The sequence below is a fragment of the Halalkalicoccus jeotgali B3 genome, from assembly GCF_000196895.1.
Lineage (GTDB): Archaea > Halobacteriota > Halobacteria > Halobacteriales > Halalkalicoccaceae > Halalkalicoccus > Halalkalicoccus jeotgali.
Genome location: NC_014297.1, coordinates 1,329,913 through 1,347,355 on the forward strand (window position 1 = coordinate 1,329,913; position 17,443 = coordinate 1,347,355).

The 17,443-nt window shown below is 61.3% G+C and carries 20 protein-coding genes; 16 read left to right on the plus strand and 4 right to left on the minus strand.

Features of this window, described 5'->3' with window-relative positions; genetic code table 11:
* Positions 1-17 precede the first annotated feature (17 nt).
* The gene (locus tag HACJB3_RS06860; protein WP_008415111.1) at positions 18-419 is read left to right on the plus strand and encodes a universal stress protein; all 402 of its coding nucleotides are present in this window, start codon (positions 18-20) and stop codon (positions 417-419) included.
* Here HACJB3_RS06860 and HACJB3_RS06865 read toward each other — a convergent pair.
* Positions 409-1,347, minus strand: coding sequence for a mechanosensitive ion channel family protein (locus tag HACJB3_RS06865; protein ID WP_008415112.1), 939 nt, complete (start codon positions 1,345-1,347; stop codon positions 409-411). The two genes, HACJB3_RS06860 and HACJB3_RS06865, sit on opposite strands and share 11 nt — an antisense overlap.
* 109 nt (positions 1,348-1,456) lie before the next feature.
* On the opposite strand from HACJB3_RS06865, the gene HACJB3_RS06870 reads away from it, so the two are divergent.
* From HACJB3_RS06870 to HACJB3_RS06930, 14 genes are all read left to right on the plus strand, one after another.
* A complete protein-coding gene (locus HACJB3_RS06870; RefSeq protein WP_008415113.1) occupies positions 1,457-2,200 on the plus strand; it encodes a proteasome assembly chaperone family protein in 744 nt (247 codons plus the stop codon).
* A gap of 67 nt (positions 2,201-2,267) precedes the next feature.
* Positions 2,268-3,320: an HTH-type sugar sensing transcriptional regulator TrmB gene (trmB, locus tag HACJB3_RS06875; RefSeq protein WP_008415114.1), complete on the plus strand. Its 1,053-nt coding sequence runs from the start codon at positions 2,268-2,270 to the stop codon at positions 3,318-3,320.
* 67 nt (positions 3,321-3,387) lie between these two features.
* Positions 3,388-3,588, plus strand: a complete 201-nt coding sequence (locus HACJB3_RS06880) for a DUF4177 domain-containing protein (RefSeq protein ID WP_008415115.1) — start codon at positions 3,388-3,390, stop codon at positions 3,586-3,588.
* Positions 3,585-4,667 (plus strand): hypothetical protein, encoded by a 1,083-nt coding sequence (locus HACJB3_RS06885; protein WP_008415116.1) that lies wholly within the window; start codon positions 3,585-3,587, stop codon positions 4,665-4,667. The genes HACJB3_RS06880 and HACJB3_RS06885 overlap by 4 nt, the downstream gene beginning before the upstream one ends.
* A 62-nt stretch (positions 4,668-4,729) precedes the next feature.
* A complete protein-coding gene (locus HACJB3_RS06890; RefSeq protein WP_049934542.1) occupies positions 4,730-5,707 on the plus strand; it encodes an aldo/keto reductase in 978 nt (325 codons plus the stop codon).
* Between the two features lie 42 nt (positions 5,708-5,749).
* The gene (locus tag HACJB3_RS06895; RefSeq protein ID WP_008415118.1) at positions 5,750-6,823 is read left to right on the plus strand and encodes a TrmB family transcriptional regulator; all 1,074 of its coding nucleotides are present in this window, start codon (positions 5,750-5,752) and stop codon (positions 6,821-6,823) included.
* Between the two features lie 37 nt (positions 6,824-6,860).
* Positions 6,861-7,400 (plus strand): PH domain-containing protein, encoded by a 540-nt coding sequence (locus tag HACJB3_RS06900; protein WP_008415119.1) that lies wholly within the window; start codon positions 6,861-6,863, stop codon positions 7,398-7,400.
* Positions 7,401-7,443: 43 nt separating this feature from the next.
* Positions 7,444-8,232 carry a hypothetical protein gene (locus HACJB3_RS06905; RefSeq protein ID WP_008415120.1) on the plus strand — a complete coding sequence of 263 codons (789 nt, stop codon included), beginning with the start codon at positions 7,444-7,446 and terminating at the stop codon, positions 8,230-8,232.
* Positions 8,233-8,314: 82 nt separating this feature from the next.
* Positions 8,315-8,686: a hypothetical protein gene (locus HACJB3_RS20660; RefSeq protein WP_238532849.1), complete on the plus strand. Its 372-nt coding sequence runs from the start codon at positions 8,315-8,317 to the stop codon at positions 8,684-8,686.
* The gene (locus HACJB3_RS06910; RefSeq protein ID WP_238532850.1) at positions 8,644-9,753 is read left to right on the plus strand and encodes an extracellular solute-binding protein; all 1,110 of its coding nucleotides are present in this window, start codon (positions 8,644-8,646) and stop codon (positions 9,751-9,753) included. The genes HACJB3_RS20660 and HACJB3_RS06910 overlap by 43 nt, the downstream gene beginning before the upstream one ends.
* Before the next feature lies 1 nt (position 9,754).
* Positions 9,755-10,756 carry a carbohydrate ABC transporter permease gene (locus HACJB3_RS06915; protein ID WP_008415121.1) on the plus strand — a complete coding sequence of 334 codons (1,002 nt, stop codon included), beginning with the start codon at positions 9,755-9,757 and terminating at the stop codon, positions 10,754-10,756.
* Positions 10,756-11,709: a carbohydrate ABC transporter permease gene (locus tag HACJB3_RS06920; RefSeq protein WP_008415122.1), complete on the plus strand. Its 954-nt coding sequence runs from the start codon at positions 10,756-10,758 to the stop codon at positions 11,707-11,709. Before HACJB3_RS06915 ends, HACJB3_RS06920 begins: the two co-directional genes overlap by 1 nt.
* Before the next feature lie 3 nt (positions 11,710-11,712).
* Positions 11,713-12,909: an ABC transporter ATP-binding protein gene (locus tag HACJB3_RS06925; RefSeq protein WP_008415123.1), complete on the plus strand. Its 1,197-nt coding sequence runs from the start codon at positions 11,713-11,715 to the stop codon at positions 12,907-12,909.
* A 135-nt stretch (positions 12,910-13,044) separates the two neighbouring features.
* The gene (locus HACJB3_RS06930) at positions 13,045-14,130 is read left to right on the plus strand and encodes a Gfo/Idh/MocA family protein (protein ID WP_008415125.1); all 1,086 of its coding nucleotides are present in this window, start codon (positions 13,045-13,047) and stop codon (positions 14,128-14,130) included.
* Between the two features lie 47 nt (positions 14,131-14,177).
* Here the strand turns inward: HACJB3_RS06930 and HACJB3_RS06935 are convergent, their stop codons facing one another.
* From HACJB3_RS06935 to HACJB3_RS20460, 3 genes are all read right to left on the minus strand, one after another.
* Entirely contained in the window at positions 14,178-14,462 is a 285-nt protein-coding gene (locus HACJB3_RS06935) for a hypothetical protein (RefSeq protein WP_013199437.1), read from the minus strand.
* Between the two features lie 56 nt (positions 14,463-14,518).
* Positions 14,519-15,025 (minus strand): Rho termination factor N-terminal domain-containing protein, encoded by a 507-nt coding sequence (locus tag HACJB3_RS06940; RefSeq protein WP_148258237.1) that lies wholly within the window; start codon positions 15,023-15,025, stop codon positions 14,519-14,521.
* Positions 15,026-16,231: 1,206 nt separating this feature from the next.
* Entirely contained in the window at positions 16,232-16,531 is a 300-nt protein-coding gene (locus tag HACJB3_RS20460; protein ID WP_174264854.1) for a hypothetical protein, read from the minus strand.
* 577 nt (positions 16,532-17,108) lie between these two features.
* On the opposite strand from HACJB3_RS20460, the gene HACJB3_RS06955 reads away from it, so the two are divergent.
* Positions 17,109-17,399, plus strand: a complete 291-nt coding sequence (locus tag HACJB3_RS06955; protein WP_008415131.1) for a hypothetical protein — start codon at positions 17,109-17,111, stop codon at positions 17,397-17,399.
* Positions 17,400-17,443: the final 44 nt, after the last annotated feature.

The window sequence follows — 17,443 nt, forward strand, 5'->3', positions numbered from 1 at the left end:
ACGGGCGAACAACGGGTGTGACTCGCGTCGTCGTTCCGGTCAGATATCCCCTCTCGAGACGCTCGAAACGGACCGTCGAGCGCGCGCTCGCTGTCGCAGAAGACGACGACGCCGACCTGACCGTGTTACACGTCAACCTCTATCAGAACGGCCACCCGATCACGCGTTCGGAACTGAAGCGCGCGATCGAGACCGAGTTCGGGCGACTACCGAGCGTTCGCTACGTCGTTCGGTCGGGCTTTTTGGTCGAGGAGACGATCCTCGACGAGATCGCCGCCGAGGACGCCGACATCGTCGTCATCGGCCACAGGCAGGCCTCGCGCTGGAAGCGCCTGATCAACCGTCTGGTGCGCGATCCCGACATCGAGAGTTTCCTCAAGAACCACCTCGACTGTACCGTAATCACCGTCAGCGGCTGACGTCCGACTCGGTCTGTCCCTCGGCGCGGTCCATCGACACGCGGGCCTCGCCGCTGGTGTCGTCGAAGACGACGTGTGCGTGAGGGTACGGGATCTCGACGTCGAGGTCGTCGAGTTCCTTCCAGATCCGCTCTTGGATCTCCGACTGGACCTTCGCGGCGTAGTACGGCGTTCGAACCCAGTAGCGCAGCCTGAGTGCGACGCCGTGATCGCCGTATTCGCGGATCTGACAGGTCGGACGGGCCGGATACCGGGCGTTGCCGACTCGGATCGTCGGCCCGCCCGCGATGACGCCCTCGGCCTGCCGGGCGGCCCGCACGACCAGCCGGCGCGCCTCTGCGAGGTCGCCCTCGTAGGTAACGGTCATATCCAGCGTCATTCGCGTGCGCTCGTCCTCGGCGGAGTAGTTGATCACGTCCCGTTCGCGGATCGTGGCGTTGGGGATCACGAGCACGGAGTTGTCCTCGGTGAGGATCTTCGTATAGCGAAGCGTGATGTCCTCGATGAACCCCCGCTGTTGGGCGTCGACGATCTCGACCATGTCGCCGATCTCGTAGGGTTGGTCCGCGAGCACGAACAGCCCGCCGACGTAGTTGCCGATGACCGGCGCGAGGATGACACCGATCACCGCCGAGATCACGGTCACCGAGAGGAAGATGTTGCCGATCCCGACGCCGAGGATCCCGGCAGCGATCGTGACCGCAAAGAGGATGATTCCGAGTTTGATGCCGCGTAGGACCGTCCGCGAGAGGCTCTGGCGCTCGAATTGCTGGGCGACCGGCCGTCCGAGCATCCGGACGACGACGCCCGAGACGTACCAGCCGACGACCAGCACCGCAAGCGCGAGCAACAGCCGACCCGTGATCGAGGTGACGAGCCACTGGAGGAATCCCTCGATCGTCTCGACGATCGTCTGGCCGATCTGCATCGTCCGTAGTTGTACGAGCGGCGCCCAAAGCGTTGTCGTCTGATGGCCGGTCCGGGAACCGAACGCCGGGCGCCGACAGTATAACGAACCACCCGAGCGTAGCCCGGCCATGGCGCAGACTCCCATGGAGACGTCGTTTCACGTCACACACGAGGCCGATCGGACGGGCGAGACGCTGCTGGTCGGCCTCTCGCAGTTCGGACTGGCCGGGCTGACGGCCGTCGACTACCTCGCCACTCAGCTCGAACTCGAAGAGACCGGTCACATCACCGCCGAGGCCCTGCCGTCGATCACGCCCTTCGCCGAGGGCCGCCCGCGACACCACACGCGGTTGTACTCCCGTCCGGACCTCGAGTTCACCGTCCTCGTCGGCGAACTGTTCGTCCCTGTTCAGGCGGCCGACCCGTTCAGCCGGGCGATCCTCGAGTGGACCGACCACAACACCGTCGACGAGGTGGCCGTCCTCTCGGGGATCCCCCTCGCACACGGCCCCGAGGACCACCGCACCTTCTATATCGCCACCGAGGACTACCGCCGCGACCGGCTCGCCGAGACCGACGTCGACCCGATGGGGATGGGGTTTCTCGACGGCGTCAACGCGAGTCTCATCGAGCGAGGACTCGATACGGACCTCGACGTGGGCGTGTTCGTGACTCCCGTTCACGCCCAAACCCCCGACGCCGAGGCGGCCCTTCGCCTCCTCTCGACGCTGAAGGCGGTCTACGACCTCGATCTCGACACCGGACCCCTCGAAGCGTTCGCGGGGGAGGTAAAGAACCACTACGCCCAGCTCTCCGAACGCCTCGAAGCCGCCCAGTCCCACGAGCGCCCCGACGACCGGATGTTCATGTAACGCCGTTCCGAAACGGCGTGCTACTCGAATCCGGATACGTAATATGGTGCCGGCGTCAAGACTGCCCATGACCAGCCCGGATCTCCGTGCGACCCTCGAAGCAGTCGGCGAGCAGTTCAACCTCGGCGAGTACGAGATCGACGCCTACCTCACCGTCCTCGAACACGGCCAACTCACCGCAAGCGAGATCGCCGACAGGACCGACATCCCCCAGCCGCGAGTCTACGACACCGTTCGCAGCCTCTCGGACCGCGGGCTGGTCGAACTGCGCGAGACCCGCCCGATGCAGATCATCGCGGTCGACCCCGAGGAGGCCTTCTCGCGGGTTCGGGGCTCGCTCGAGGAGATGGTCGACGAACTCGAGGCGCGTTACACCGCCCCCGCCCGCGAAACGGAGGCGGTCTCGTTGGTGAAATCCCGCTCGACGATCCTCAGACACCTCGAAGACGTGATCGAGGCCGCCGAGTACGAACTGATCCTCTCGTTGACTCCGGACCTGCTCGATCGGTTCGCCGACGATCTGCGCGAGGCGCTCTCGTCGGGGGTAAGCATCGAACTGCTCGTCGCGCCCGTTTCCGAGGCTCCCTCGCCCGAGGAGTACCCCTACGGCGAGGTCTCGACGGTCGCTCGCGGTCGGCGCGGGATCACCACGCCCGTGATCGCAGTCGCCGACGGGGTCTACTCGGTGTATGCCACCCAGGACGCCATCCGCGACGACCGCGACCGGTACGGCGTGATCTTCAACCGCTCGGCGCTTGGCTTTCTCGTCTCGGGCTTTTTCGGGACCGTACTCTGGACCACGGCCGAGACGCTCGCAGAGAACGGCGACGGACGGCCCTTCCCGAGAAAGTACGCCTCGATCCGCCGGTGTGTCAAGGACATCCGCGAACTCGGTGGGGATTTCTTCGCGAGCGTCGAGGGCCGGGACGTCGAGACCGGCGAGCCCCGCGTGGTGCGCGGGCGGGTCGCAGGCGTCGACTTCGAGGATACCGAGGAGGTCGCGACGATGACCATCGAGACCGACAACGGCGAGGTGAGCGTCGGTGGGCGCGTGGCCGCACTCGAGCGGATCGAGGCCCACGAGATCCACGTCGACCGCGACGGCGTTCCCTCCCAGTAACTCGACGACGGCAGCATTGCGCAAGGGTTGGATACTTGCTTTTCGAGCACGGCGATACGGTAGAGCGATGAGTCAGGACCGAGTACGATGGGAGTACGAGACGCTCAGGCCTCCCCGCGAGGCGACGAAAAAGGAGGCCAGCGACCCGAAGGCTGAACTGAACGCGCTCGGCGAAGAGGGCTGGGAGCTGGTCGAGACCGTCGAGTACACCGGCGGCGGAACGAAGTTTCTGCTGTTCAAGCGTCCAATTGACGACGGAGCGACATGAGCGCGGACCCCGATGCCGGCCCCGACATCGAGGCCAACGCGGAGACCGAAACCGAGATCGAGACCGATCGCGACACCGACATCGGCACCGCCAACACGATGCGGGAACGTTCGAACGAGAGTCGCGTCAAGCTCTGGGCGACGATGACGGGAAACCGGCTACTGATCACCGGTCTACTGGCGCTCAGTTTTTTCATCGGGTTCGTCGTGGTCGGGGAGTGGTTCGTACCGAATTTCGAGTCGACGATCCATTCCGACAGTATGATCAGCTACATGTTCTCGACGATGATCAGCGCGATCGTCACCGGGACGACGCTGGTCGTTACGATCAGCCAGATCGTGATCTCACAGGAGAACGGCCCGCTCGGTGATCAGCGCACACGCATGAGCAACACGATGGACTACCGGGAGTACACCGAGGAAATGATCGGCTCGCCGGCTCCCGCGGATCCCTCTGCGTTCCTCCGACAGATCATCGGCGCGACCGAACGTCGGGCGCGATTACTGCGCGATAGCATCGCCGGTAACGACGACGAGCAACTGCGCGCGGAGGTCGACGACTTCACCGAGAGCCTGATCGAGAACGCAGAAGAGGTACGAGACGAGCTAGAGGGAGGGAGTTTCGGCTCGTTCGACGTTCTCAACGCCGCACTCAACTACAACTACGGCATCAAGATCTTCCAGGTCGAGCGCATCGCAAACGACCACCCCGAGGATCTCACCGACGAGGACATGTCGATCCTCGACGACCTGAAGTCGACGCTTTCGATGTTCGGGCCGGCCCGCGAGCACATCAAGACGCTGTATTTCCAGTGGGCGCTGATGGACCTCTCACAGATGATCCTCTATACGTCGGTTCCGGCCCTGCTGGTCGCCGGGAGCATGCTCGGGTTTTTCGACGGGCTCTCCCTACCGAACACGACCTTCGGCGTGAGCAACACCATCCTGATAGTCGGGGCGGCCTTTACCGTCACGCTGATCCCGTTCCTGTTGCTGATCAGCTACATCGCCCGGGTGGCGACCGCCGCGAAACGCACGCTCGCGATCGGCCCGCTCGTCCTTCGGGAGTCACAGCGCTAGTCCGGCGCCAGTCTTTTGCTCGCCTGCCCCGATAATCGAGCGTGAACGACGCCGACGACGGGATGGAGTATACGACCCTCGGAACCACCGGCCTCGAGGTCTCGACGCTCTGTCTCGGCTGCATGAACTTCGGAAGCGACCGGCCCTGGATGATCGACGACGACGAAAAGAGCCGGGCGGTCATCGAGCGCGCGCTCGATCTCGGGATCAACTTCCTCGATACGGCGAACGTCTACTCGCGCGGGGAGAGCGAGGAGATCGTCGGGCGGGCCATCGAGGGCTACGACCGCTCGGAACTCGTGCTCGCCACCAAAGTCTACGGGGAGATGGGCGAGGGCCCCAATCAGGGCGGGCTCTCACGAAAGCACATCATCGACCAGTGCGAGGCGAGCCTCGACCGACTCGGGACGGACTACATCGACCTCTATCAGATCCACCGCTGGGACGACCAGACGCCGATCGAGGAGACGCTTTCGGCACTCAACCATCTCGTCGAGGAAGGGCTCGTGCGGTATATCGGCGCCTCGACGATGATGGGCTGGCAGTTCGCGAAGGCCCTCTACGAGAGCGACCTCAACGATTACGAGCGATTCGTCTCGATGCAGCCCGAATACAGCCTCGTCGATCGCCACGAGGAGGAGAACCTGCTTCCCGTGTGTGCCGATCAGGGCGTCGGCGTGGTTCCGTGGAGCCCGCTCGCGGGCGGCTTTCTCACCGGCAAGTACGAGCGCGACGCCGAGCCCGAATCGGGGCGGGCGGCCACCGACGAGCACACCCGCGAGCGCTTCACCGAGGAAAATTGGGCGGTGCTCGACGCCGTCCGCGAGATCGCCGCCGAGAAGGACGCCTCGCCTGCACAGGTCAGTCTGGCGTGGCTGTTGCACAAACCGGTAGTCGACGCCCCGATCATCGGGCCCCGGTCGCTCGACCACCTCGATGAGAACGCCGGGGCGGTCTCGGTGTCGCTGACCGACGAGGAGATCGAGCGTCTAGAAGCGCCGAAGACCCCCGTTTGGTCGCGTGCGACCGGCGACCTCTGAGGCGACCAGTACGTTTATCCCCCGTGGCGGGGACTCCCAGCTATGTCCGGCGACGAGGGCGATCTCGGGACGATCCTCGAGGAGGGTGGTCTCTCGCCGTATCAGGCCGCCGCCTTCGTCGCGCTGTTGGATCTGGGGTCGGCGTCCGCCCGGACGATCGCACGGGCGAGTGACGTACCCGACCCGCGGATCTACGACGTGTTGCGCGATCTGGAAGCCGACGGCTACGTCGAGACCTACGAACAGGACCGTCTGCACGCCCGGGTGAGCGACCTCGATCGGATCACCGACAGACTGGCCGCACGCGCCGAGCGCTTCGCGTGGGCCAGCGAGGAGGTCACGGAGCGATACGAGCGCCCCCACGCGGAGATCGGCGAGGCGCGGATCGTCGGCCGGTTCGAGACGGTGTTCGACCACGCACGCGGGGCCATCGAACGGGCGACCGACCGGGTGCAAGCCTCGCTCACCCCCGAGGAGTTCGCGGACCTCGAACCCGCGCTCGCGGCCGCCATCGACCGTGGCGTCGACATCCAGCTCTCGATCCACGGCAACGAGGACTCGATGCCCGCCACCGGGACGCTCGCGGGCGCCTGTACTGAGGCGCGCTATCGGCCGCTTCCTGCGCCCTTCGTCGTGCTCGTCGACCGCTCGGAGCTGTGTTTCGTCCCCCACAGCGACTCGATCAACGAGTACGGCGTGATCGTCGACGACCGAACCCACGCCTACGTGTTTCACTGGTTTTTCACCCTCTGTCTGTGGGACGTCTGGGAGGTCCACTACTCCGGGCGGGCGAACGAGCCGCCGATCACCTACGCCGGCCTGCGCGAGTGTCTCCGGGCGATCGAACCCGAACTCGACGCCGGGCGGACCGTCCTCGTGACGGTCGAGGGGCGGTGGACCGACACCGGCGAGGGCTGTTCGATCGTCGGGCAGGCACTCGAGTGTACCTACACGACCCAGTCGGCAAACGTGCGGGTCGACCCGACGATCGCCGCCTACGCCGGGCGCGCGACGCTGACTGTCACCACCGACGACGGTCCCGTCTCGGTCGGCGGGTGGGGTGCGACCGTCGAGGATGCCGAGGTGAACCGGATCACCGTCGAGTCGATCGAGTAGGACAACGCTCTTGCCGGTTCCGGCCGTTTCGACGGGTATGGACGAACTGCCGGCGCGTTTTGGCGGCGCCGACTGGCTCGATCTCGGACCCGACGAGGAGGTCCTCTGGGCCGGCCACCCGAGTTTCGTCCCCTATCTCGGGGGATTCGCCCTCGGGGCGGCGTTGATCGTCGCCGGCGTCGCCGGGGCGATCCTGCTCGGGGAGTTCGCGCTCGTGGGCGTCCTCGCGTTCGCGGTCGGTCTCGCAGTGGTCGGTTGGACGTACTACCAGCGGATCTCGACGGGTTACGTCATCACGAGCGCCGAGGTCTACCACAAGGAGGGTCTGATCGCCCGGGACGTGACCCAGATCCGCTACGAGCGGATCCAGAACACCTCCTTCAGCCAGACGGTCCTCGAACGCACGCTCTCGTATGGCGACGTGATCATCACCAGCGCGGGCACCGGCGAGGTCGAGATCACCCTCCGGAACGTTCCCGACCCCGAGCGGCTCAAGCGACTGTTGAGCGAGCAACTCGACGCAGTTTACGCGACGGGGACCGCGCGGGCGGAGCGGTCGATCCGGACCGACACCTGAAACCGACACAACCCTCATACCGTCGCCCCGAGAACGGACATCGATGGGACCCATCGTCCTCCGTCGGCCGGAGTACACCGGACAGAACCGGTGTTGGCCCTGTACCGTCGCCAACGGCCTCGTCCTCGCAGGCTGTTGTCTCGCGCTCGTGCCCCTCTCGATCCCGCTTTCGCTTTTCGCCCTGCTCGCGGGCGCGGGTGCGATTCGATACCGGGGCTATCTCGTCCCCTACACCCCACAGCTCACCGCCCGCGTGCGCCAAGCGATAGCCAGCGAACCGGCCCGCCCCCGTGCCGGCTCGCTCGATCTGAAGGACGACGAGGAACTCGGCCGGCGAACGGTCGAGACGCTGCTGGCCGAGGGAGTGCTCGTCCCCGACGGGGACAGACTCCACCTCGAGGAGCGGTTTCGCGGGGCGTGGCGCGAGGAGATGACCCGGCTGCGTGCCCGCTCGGACGAGGGACTGCTCGCGGCGATTACGGCGGCGACCGACGGGACCGACGTCGAGCTACTCGAGGCGGACCGTCCCTTGTTCGTCCTCACCGGTTCTGTCGGCGGCGAGGCGTGGGTATCCCGGCCGGTCGTGATCGCGGAGATCGCCGCCGAGCGGGCACTGGGTGTATGTGTCCCCGACATGAATCGCCGGGATCGGCTCACGGCCGCTCGTGCGCTGCGCTCGTTTCTCGAGTACTGTCCGGTCTGTGAGACGCCGACCGAGGAGACCCGTCCCCACCTGTGTTGCGGGAGTGCTCCCACCCCGGAAGCACGCTCGGGAACGGTCCTCGTCTGCCCGGCGTGCGACGAGGCGCTGTATCGGTTTCTCGACGACTAATCGCCCGACGGGGCGGTTTACAACGCTTGTAGTATCGTTATTCCAAACAACTAAATAGGAAAGATCCGTTTCTCTGCCAGAGATGGGCCGAGGGAACACTAGACGACGCTCTGGGGTATCGAGACGAACCTTCGTCAAGGCGGCCGGTGCCTCGGGCGTCACCGCCGGGTCGCTCGGGTTGGCCGGTTGTGTTGGGAGCGCGAACCAAGACGCGCTTATACTGCACGCCGACGCGCGCTTTCAGAGTTCACAGGACGCGATCCAAGAGGCGCTCTGGGAGGCCGGTCTCGATCAGGAGATCGAATTCGACGTCCGGGCGGCCTCCCAAAACACCGAACAGCGCCGCCAGGAGATCCAGTCAGCCCTACAGGCGGGTCGGGCACCCCCGGACGTCTTCCTGATGGACTCGGGGTGGACGATCCCGTTTATCCTCCGCGAACAGACCTCAACCTGACCGAGCGACTCTCGAACGACGTACTGAGTCGGGTGCAGGACACCTACATGGACACCTCCGTCGAGACGGCGAGCCATCCCGAGACGGGGGATCTCCATGCCCTGCCGCTGTTTCCCGACTTCCCGGTGATGCTCTACCGGAAGGACCTCGTCGAGGAGGCGGGCTACGACACGAGCGGGTGGGCGACCAACGCGCTCTCCTGGCAGGAGTTCTCCGAGGTCGTCGCCGACACCCAACAGCAGGCCGGTCTCACGTACGGCTTTACCACACAGGGGGCGGCCTACGAGGGGCTGTCGTGTTGTACGTTCAACGAGACGATGTCGGGTTGGGGCGGGGCGTACTTCGGCGGTATCGACAACCTCTTCGAGGCCGGCGACCGGCCCGTCACCGTCGACGAGAAGCCGGTCCTCGACGCGATCCGCATGATGCGGGCGTTCATGTACGGCGAGGAGGACGAACACGCCCTCGACGGGTTCCAACAGATCTGTCCCACCGCGATCGTCCAGTGGATCGAGGACGACTCGCTGGGTCCGTTCCAGAACGGCAACGCCGTCGCCCACCGGAACTGGCCCTATGCGATCGCAGAAACCGCAAGCGAGGACGCCTTCGGCGAGGCCATCGGCGTAATGCCGATCCCTTACGGCGTCACGCCCGAGCAGGCCCAGTACGAGGGAACCGGCGGGACCTGTGCGGCGCTCGGGGGATGGAACCTGGCGATCAACCCCTACAGCGATCGTGTCGATGAAGCCATCCAGATGATCGAGGCGTTCTCCCAGGAGAGCATGCAGGTCTTTCTCTTCGAGGAGCAGAGCCTGTTTCCGCCGAACCTCGACCTGCTCGAAACGGAGGAGATCCGACAGATCGAACCGCTCGGGCGGTACGTCGAGACGCTCCAGACGCTCGGCGAGAACGCTATCCCGCGGCCGGTGACGGACATCTGGGCCGAACAGGGCGCCGTGATCGCGATCGAGGTACAAAACGCCTACACCGGACAGAAATCACCCGAAGAAGCGATGACCGATCTGAGAAACCGACTGCAGGAAAGCGAACAGGACGTGGGGAACTAGAATGGCGACCGACACGCGCAATCGCGGACGGCTCGCCCCGGTCGTCGACTGGATGGAAAACTTGAGCGAGGCGGCCTACGCCTACTTGCTGTTGCTCCCGGCGTTCGGGCTTCTGACGCTCATTGCGTTCTATCCACTGATCTCGACGTTCTGGATGTCGCTACTCGAAGACCAAACCCGAGGTGCAGAAACCCTCGGCGGGTTCGTCGGACTGGACAACTACATCGGCATCCTCACCGGCGATGCGCGCCTCGCCCGGCAGTTCCTCGATATCCAGTTCACTGGAAGCTTCCCGTTCTTCGAACTCGGCGTCGGGTTCTTCCAACAGGCGCTGTTCGTCACGCTGGCGTTTGCAATCCTGAACGTGCTGTTTACGACGCTGATCGGGTTCGGTCAGGCGCTCGTACTCGATAAGGACTTCCGAGGGCGGCGCTGGGTCCGGGTCGCGGTCATCATCCCGTGGGCGGTGCCGATCGTCGTCCAGGGGATGATCTTCTACCTGATGTTCCAGCCGACCGTCGGCTTCGGTGCCGACCTGATGAACGGCCTCGGCCTGTTCAGCGCCAATCCGCTCGCGAGCAGCCGGGACTCGTTTTTCATCATCCTGATCGCAGACGTCTGGAAGACCTCGGCGTTCATGGCGCTGCTCATCCTGGCGGGCCTCCAGAGCGTCGATCGGAGCCTCTATGACGTCGCGAAGGTCTCGGGGGCCTCGGCGTGGCAGCGATTCAAACTCATTACCTTCCCGCTCGTCCTTCCGGCGCTGCTGGTCGCGATGCTGTTTCGGACCATGGACGCGATGCGGGTCTACGGGCTGATCGAATCGACCGCGGGCTGTACGACCGTTCCCTCGATGACCTGTATGGTCATCGAAGGGATGTTCGGCGGGACGCGAATCTACGGCACCGCAGCGGCGGTGGCGTTCATGACGGCGGTGATCATCGGGGTGTTCATCTCGGTCTACATCGTCAAATTCCGGGACACGGACGGAGGTGTTTACTGATGGCAACTGAAACGGAGACGAGGACACGGACGGAAGGCGAACAGGACGACGACGCGGGGCCGTTCAAGCGATGGGTTTCGGGGTCGATCTCGCAGCCCGGACGGGCCTACCGGCCGATGTTCTGGCTCGTGACGATCTTCTTCCTCGTTACGACGCTGTTTCCCTTCTACTGGCTGTTGATGGTGGCGCTGACGCCCGAGGGCCAGCTCCAGGACGTGCTGTTTACGCCCAACGGCTTCAACCCCGGCGTGTTCGTTGAGATCTTCCAGATCCTGCCGTTTCACCGCTACATGTTCAACAGCTTCGTGATCGCGACGGTGACGACCGCCTTCGTCCTCGTGGTGGCGAGCCTCGCGGGGTACGTCTTCGGGCGGCTGCGCTTTCCGGGGAAGAGCCCGCTCATGTTACTGGTCTTGCTGGTGTCGTTTTTCCCGCCGGCGGCGTTTTTCATCCCGCTGAACGACCTGTTCAACGCGAACATCGACATCCTCGAACCGGTCCTCTCGAACGGGAGTCTCTACAACACGCCCTACGCGCTGGTCATCCCGATGTCGGCGCTGTTCATGCCGCTTGCGATCTTCATTCTCACGACCTTCTACAGCCAGATCCCTGACGGGCTCGAAGACGCCGCCCGAGTCGAGGGAACCACCCGACTCGGCGCGCTGTTTCGGGTGATCATCCCGCTCTCGGCGCCGGGCGTCGCCACCGCGGGCGTGCTGACCTTCATCGGCGTCTACAACGAGTTCTTCTTCTCGTTTCTGATGACCGACGGACAGCCCCAGAACTGGGCCCCGGTCCTGCAGGGGATCCTCGGGTTCCAGGGACAGTACCAGACGCTGTACAACGCGATGGCCGCGGCGTCGATCGTCGCGGTGTTGCCGATGGCGATCCTCGTGGTCGTCGCACAGGAGAAGATCGTTAGCGGACTCACTGCGGGCGGACTCAAGGAGTAACCCATGGCAAACGTAACACTCGACGGAGTCACGAAACGGTACGAGGACGTAACGGCAGTCGATGACATGAACATGGAGATCGGGGACGGGGAGTTCGTCACCTTCGTTGGTCCCTCCGGCTGTGGGAAGTCGACCACGATGGAGACGATCGCCGGGTTGACTAAGCCCACCGAGGGCCATGTCTACATCGGCGAGCGCGACGTAACCAACCTCCCGCCCAAGGACAGGGGGATCGCGATGGTGTTCCAGAACATCGCCCTGTTTCCCCATATGGACGTCTACGACAACATCAGCTTCGGGCTGCGGATCCGCAACCACGAGAAATCCGACATCGATCGGCGCGTCGAGGAGGCCGCCGAGATCGTCCAGCTCGACGGGATGATGCACCGGATGCCCGAGGAGATGTCCGGCGGCCAGCGCCAGCGCGTCGCGATCGCCCGTGCGCTCGTCCGGGAGCCCGACGTGTTCCTGATGGACGAGCCACTCGCGAACCTCGACGCCAAGCTCCGTGTGCACATGCGCACGGAGCTCCAGCGACTCCACCGCCGGCTCGACACCACGATCATCTACGTCACTCACGACCAGGCAGAAGCGATGACGATGTCCGACCGGATCGCGGTGATCAACGCCGGGAAGCTCCAGCAGATCGCCCCGCCGCTGACCTGTTATAACGAACCGGCAAACCGCTTCGTCGCGGGTTTTATCGGGTCGCCCTCGATGAACTTCGTCGACGCCGAGGTCACCAACGACGGGCTCGAAAGCGAGAACTTCACCATCGAGTTCGATCCCTCAACGACTGACGGACTCGCCCCCGGCGATCGCGTAACCGTCGGCGTCAGACCCGAGGACGTCTACCTCGAACGTACCGCCGACGGCGTCGAACATCCCACGGGGCTGATCGACGCCCGAACCGACGTTCTCGAACCGATGGGCAACGAGGTGTTCGTCTACCTCGTCACTGGCGACGACACCGAGACCAGCATGGAAATCGAGGGCGGCGCCACGACCGACGACCAACTGCTGATGAGCGTCGATCCCGACACTCGAATCGACGTCGACGAGGACGTCGAAGTCGTCCTCGACCGCTCGCGGATCCACCTCTTCGACTACGAAACCGGCGATGCGCTGCGCCACGGGCTCGTCGATATCGCCAGCGCCGGCTCGGGGACACCCGAACGCGGCGTCGGCGACAGCGACTGAGCGGCTTTATAGTCAGCATAACAATACGTCCACGATCCGAGTTCCGGATGTAGTCTCATCCGACGAACGACACATGAAACGGACGACACGATCATGAACGAAAGGGTAATCCCATGAGTTTCGCTAGTTCCTCCAATGAACGATCCACGAGACGTTAAGATCGGGGTCATCGGCCTCGGAAACATCGGTCGCTACCACGCCGACCGACTGCGTAGCTACGGGGCGGAGATCGTGGGCGGGATGGACGTGCTTCCGGAGGCTCGCGAACGCTTCGGCCGGGATTACGGCGTGGCGATCTACGAGGACCACGAGGAACTCTATTCGGTCGCGGACGCGATCATCGTCACCACGCCCAACAAGTTCCACGAGGAATACGCCGTCTCCGCGCTCGAAGCGGGACTGGACGTCTTGCTCGAAAAACCCCTCGCACACTCCGTCGAGAGCGCAGAGCGGATCGCGGCGGCCGCCCAGTCCTCCGAGGGGTTCTGTATGGTCGGCTTCCACAATCGCTATCTCCCCTCCATCGAGGTGTTGACGACCGAACGCGACCGGGGACGGTTCGGCGACCTCTCGCATGTCGAAGCCAACTACATCCGCAGGCGCGGGATCCCCGGGCGCGGCTCGTGGTTCACCTCCCGGGAGATCGCCGGTGGCGGCGCGCTGATCGACATCGGCGTCCACGCGCTGGACCTCGCGCTGTACGTGCTGGATTTCCCTGAAATCGCGGAGGTTTCGGGCGTTGCACGCTCGGAGTTCGGTACCCGTGAGGACTACACCTACCTCCAGATGTGGGGCGACGACGCGGGCCACGAGCGCTTCGACGTCGAGGACTCGGTCAGCGCGTTCATCCGCTGTGTCGACGGTCAGACCATCTCGCTCGAGGTCGCGTGGGCGGCCAACCGTCCGACCGACAACGAGTTCGTCGTCCGTGGTAGCGACGCTGGCGCGCGCTTCGACCGGGCCAGCGGCGACATGACCATCTACGAGACCAGCGCCGACGGCTCGCCACACTTCAACGACACGCAGGTCAAAACCCGCGAGCGAGACGCCCACGCCGCCGAACAGGAGACGTTCCTGCAGGCGGTCGCCGCAGGCGAACCGCCCGAACGGAACACCGTCGAACAGGGGCTGCTCGTCCAGCGAGTGATCGACGCGATCTACCGTTCGAGCGAGAAAGGGCGGACGATCACGTTCGACGAGCGGCCGCTCGTGGCCGAATAATCACCGGGGTTTAAAAAGAAACGTTACCACACCTGTGGACACACGTTTTACTTGTCGATGTTTATCTCGACATCGGCATCTCCAGAGACATCTACATCAATATCTACATCATCAGTTTCCTCTCGCTCTTTCAGAGCATCATATATCGCCTGCGCTATGACCTGCGATCCAACCATAAAGACGAATTCAAGAATAACCCCTGCCTCGCCGGAGCCCGTCCCACTCCCACGAACCTGTATTGGTTCAACTTGTGACTTGATTTGATCGCGTATCTCGTGTGCGTCTTTGAGCGACGCCGTATCCATATCTACGTTCCAGGTTACTTCAGGCATACAGAATAGCATACTCGTATCCTGAAATAAGTATGCCTGAGAAAGGAGCCAGGGGGCTACTCTCTGTCGCCCGAGGGGGCGACAATCCTGAGAAAATATGGGGTGGAGCTATTCATCATCCACCTATCGTCCTTGGGGCCTCTATAGCGCCTCAGGTGAGCGCCCCTGGCCCTTGGGCCTCCGTCCAATGGGACAATGAGCCTGTGTCTCCCACCCTGAGTCGTCTTCATAGTCACAATGATAGTGTCATCGTTGCGCTCAACTCCTGTGACTACTGGCGTAGCTTGAGACAAATGACTCACCTCGACGACGTCGCCTTCCTCTACCTCCAGCATGTCGCTGAACTCTCCTCGTCGCTCGACACATGACTTGAGCTCGTCGAAGTCGACATCCTTCGGGCCGACGAGCCTTTGCTCGTCAGTCAGTGCTTCGAGCAACTCGCCCTTCGTCATCTTCGATCGACCCTCGACACTTTGCGACTTTGCGACTTCGTACAATTCATCGCGAGTCTTCACTTTGAGATTTTGTGCGCTCATCTTTTTTGGGACCTCTTTTCCATTCATTCATTTAGTCTGACACACAATAAGTGTCACTCTTTCAATACGAAAAGTGCCTGCAGCCGGTGGTGGTGGAGCCATCCTGTGCTTTACTGTTCCACTCACAGACTCGCTCTCGTGACACTTGTATACAGAACTGCCTCCGACTCGAGCCTTTTGTTTCATCCGCCCACCTCGCAAAACGAAATCAATCCCACGGCAGAGTGCCGAAACCGAAAATTCTCGCAGCCCTGAAGTTCAAGCCTTAGTCAACAGTTGACGCTCCACCGACAAAACCACTTACAAATAACGAAACAGACTCACAAACCGTTCTCGTCTCTAATTTTCTGCCTGACGAATTCAGGAAGGTTATGATGACCTCGTCCGTGCAATTCCGGCATTGTTTCACCTGATGTATCGATGTGATCAGGCAAGTCACCATCATGCAGAAGACCAAAATGCACCGAAAGTCGATACCCTGCGTCGAATTCCTTACCACACTCCGGGCAATTCATCGAGTCACTTCACGATTGTCGACGATCGCCTCCTCCTGAAGCCCGTGAGCACAATCTGAACAACAATTGACTTCGAAATGGCGGTAGTCTTCGAGACTTCCCTTCACGATGACGCTAGCGCGCCGATTACATTTCGGGTTCTCACAATTCCCGAGAAGCTCCGTGTGCTTCACATCGTAAACTGAACATTGAAAAACGGTTTCGTCTAGCATATGATATATATAGTTTGAAATGTGATAAAGGTTAACATTTATTGTGATACAGTCCATATTATGATATGCAGTACAATAGGTACCATCGCCCCCTTCCCTGTTTGGGGATAAAAACAGGAGAGCTGTTCAGTGAGTTTTCTGACACATCGAGCGGGTGGAAATCCCGCTTCACTCATTCCTCGCTAGAGCCGCGCTCATCGTGAGAATGCTCGATACAGATTCGCGATTGTCGACAGAATAGTCGACCATCATCATGTTTAACTCAGTCCGTTGATCGATTTTTTCCGCAGCTCCCGAGAGTACATTCGGCGTCGGAACGAAACGAGTAATCTTGAATTCCGTAACCGGGTTGTCATTCATATTATCAAAGCAGTGCTGACGACAGTCATCGCAAAGTTCGCCTCTGAGAGCGCGATATTCGCTCCCGAACGATCCTTCGATGAACTGACTACACATTGGCGGGAGTAGCACCTGATAATTTCCTTCGTCTTCACATCGTGCGCAAATCATTGTCCAACCTCCGTGACTTTTGCAGCTCGTTCTTCGAGGAATTCGACGTCGACATCTTCGTAATTGAAAATGAGCGGCTCATCACATTCCTCAACTGGGTTTTCACAGTACATCAGGACTGGAACCGCGTCGACCCTGTGAAGATTCAAATTTAGGCCGAGAACCTGTTCAGTGACATCAATATAACGCCTTCCGATGATCGCGACCTGAGTTACTGATCTACATCGTGGGCACGCTGAATCGAGGTCGACGCGAATGATGCCGCTGACTTCTGAATGGGATTGTGGGAGGCTCATTCTTCTACCGTAGCTTGTTCCGACGAGCTGAGTACGACATCTGATTCGATGAGAAGAGTTATTCTACTTTCTTCGTTCACGCAATCTCGGAGAACCTCTTCGCTCACTCCGAATATTGATGCAAACGAGACTGGAATATCCCCTGTGTTTTCTCCACATTCCAAACAACGAAGTGTTACGTTGTTATCATTCCCTGTCGCATCAGTAGTGACTCGTTTCGGAAATATGCAAGAACAAGAGTTCATTGTTCGTATTCGTCCAGGAGTTCATTGACGATTTCAGTATACGTTTTCTCAAAGCCCTTCATTTTTCTGAGCCGATTCCTCGTAGTTTTTTGGATTCCGACCATTTTTCTGTCCATTAATCCAATAATTAATAATACATGTAAACAAATAAGTGTTCTCAATATTCTGATGATTCCGCGGAACTATGTAATTTGATTGATAGCTCAAAATCATTCCTGTACTATATATTTAGTACGAATATGATTTCTTGCTATTAACGAAGGGACATGTATTCCCAACTATGCGCGTCATGTAAGTGATACATTTATTGTCATACATTCTATATATTATATATGGACTCTCAGATCCCGGTCCTGGAGTGCTGCTCAGATAAGGAGCAAGTCCTACTCGTGCTGACGATGTGCGATGAGCCGGTTACTGATGAAGAAATTGCGGAGTACACAACGATTAGTGTCGATCGCGTGCACGCGATGTTATTGGAGTTGGTCGACGGCCCAAGTATCAGGAGGGTCGGAGAAACAAAGTGGGAGACGACAGATCCGTTCCGTTCAGCAGTGGAGGTAATCCCTGAGTGGCGTCTCGATCCCGATGACGACGATTCATACGTCAAAATTGCCGTTTAGACATGTTTCTTATATTTCGGATTTCGGCGTAAAACATACCTAGA

Coding starts and splice junctions, on each gene's coding strand:
- HACJB3_RS06865 (WP_008415112.1), bottom strand. CDS start 1,347: ATGCAGATCGGCCAGACGATCGTCGAGACGATCGAGGGATTCCTCCAG.
- HACJB3_RS06870 (WP_008415113.1), top strand. CDS start 1,457: ATGGCGCAGACTCCCATGGAGACGTCGTTTCACGTCACACACGAGGCC.
- trmB (WP_008415114.1), top strand. CDS start 2,268: ATGACCAGCCCGGATCTCCGTGCGACCCTCGAAGCAGTCGGCGAGCAG.
- HACJB3_RS06880 (WP_008415115.1), top strand. CDS start 3,388: ATGAGTCAGGACCGAGTACGATGGGAGTACGAGACGCTCAGGCCTCCC.
- HACJB3_RS06885 (WP_008415116.1), top strand. CDS start 3,585: ATGAGCGCGGACCCCGATGCCGGCCCCGACATCGAGGCCAACGCGGAG.
- HACJB3_RS06890 (WP_049934542.1), top strand. CDS start 4,730: ATGGAGTATACGACCCTCGGAACCACCGGCCTCGAGGTCTCGACGCTC.
- HACJB3_RS06895 (WP_008415118.1), top strand. CDS start 5,750: ATGTCCGGCGACGAGGGCGATCTCGGGACGATCCTCGAGGAGGGTGGT.
- HACJB3_RS06900 (WP_008415119.1), top strand. CDS start 6,861: ATGGACGAACTGCCGGCGCGTTTTGGCGGCGCCGACTGGCTCGATCTC.
- HACJB3_RS06905 (WP_008415120.1), top strand. CDS start 7,444: ATGGGACCCATCGTCCTCCGTCGGCCGGAGTACACCGGACAGAACCGG.
- HACJB3_RS20660 (WP_238532849.1), top strand. CDS start 8,315: ATGGGCCGAGGGAACACTAGACGACGCTCTGGGGTATCGAGACGAACC.
- HACJB3_RS06915 (WP_008415121.1), top strand. CDS start 9,755: ATGGCGACCGACACGCGCAATCGCGGACGGCTCGCCCCGGTCGTCGAC.
- HACJB3_RS06920 (WP_008415122.1), top strand. CDS start 10,756: ATGGCAACTGAAACGGAGACGAGGACACGGACGGAAGGCGAACAGGAC.
- HACJB3_RS06925 (WP_008415123.1), top strand. CDS start 11,713: ATGGCAAACGTAACACTCGACGGAGTCACGAAACGGTACGAGGACGTA.
- HACJB3_RS06930 (WP_008415125.1), top strand. CDS start 13,045: ATGAACGATCCACGAGACGTTAAGATCGGGGTCATCGGCCTCGGAAAC.
- HACJB3_RS06935 (WP_013199437.1), bottom strand. CDS start 14,462: ATGCCTGAAGTAACCTGGAACGTAGATATGGATACGGCGTCGCTCAAA.
- HACJB3_RS06940 (WP_148258237.1), bottom strand. CDS start 15,025: ATGAATGGAAAAGAGGTCCCAAAAAAGATGAGCGCACAAAATCTCAAA.
- HACJB3_RS20460 (WP_174264854.1), bottom strand. CDS start 16,531: ATGAGCCTCCCACAATCCCATTCAGAAGTCAGCGGCATCATTCGCGTC.
- HACJB3_RS06955 (WP_008415131.1), top strand. CDS start 17,109: ATGGACTCTCAGATCCCGGTCCTGGAGTGCTGCTCAGATAAGGAGCAA.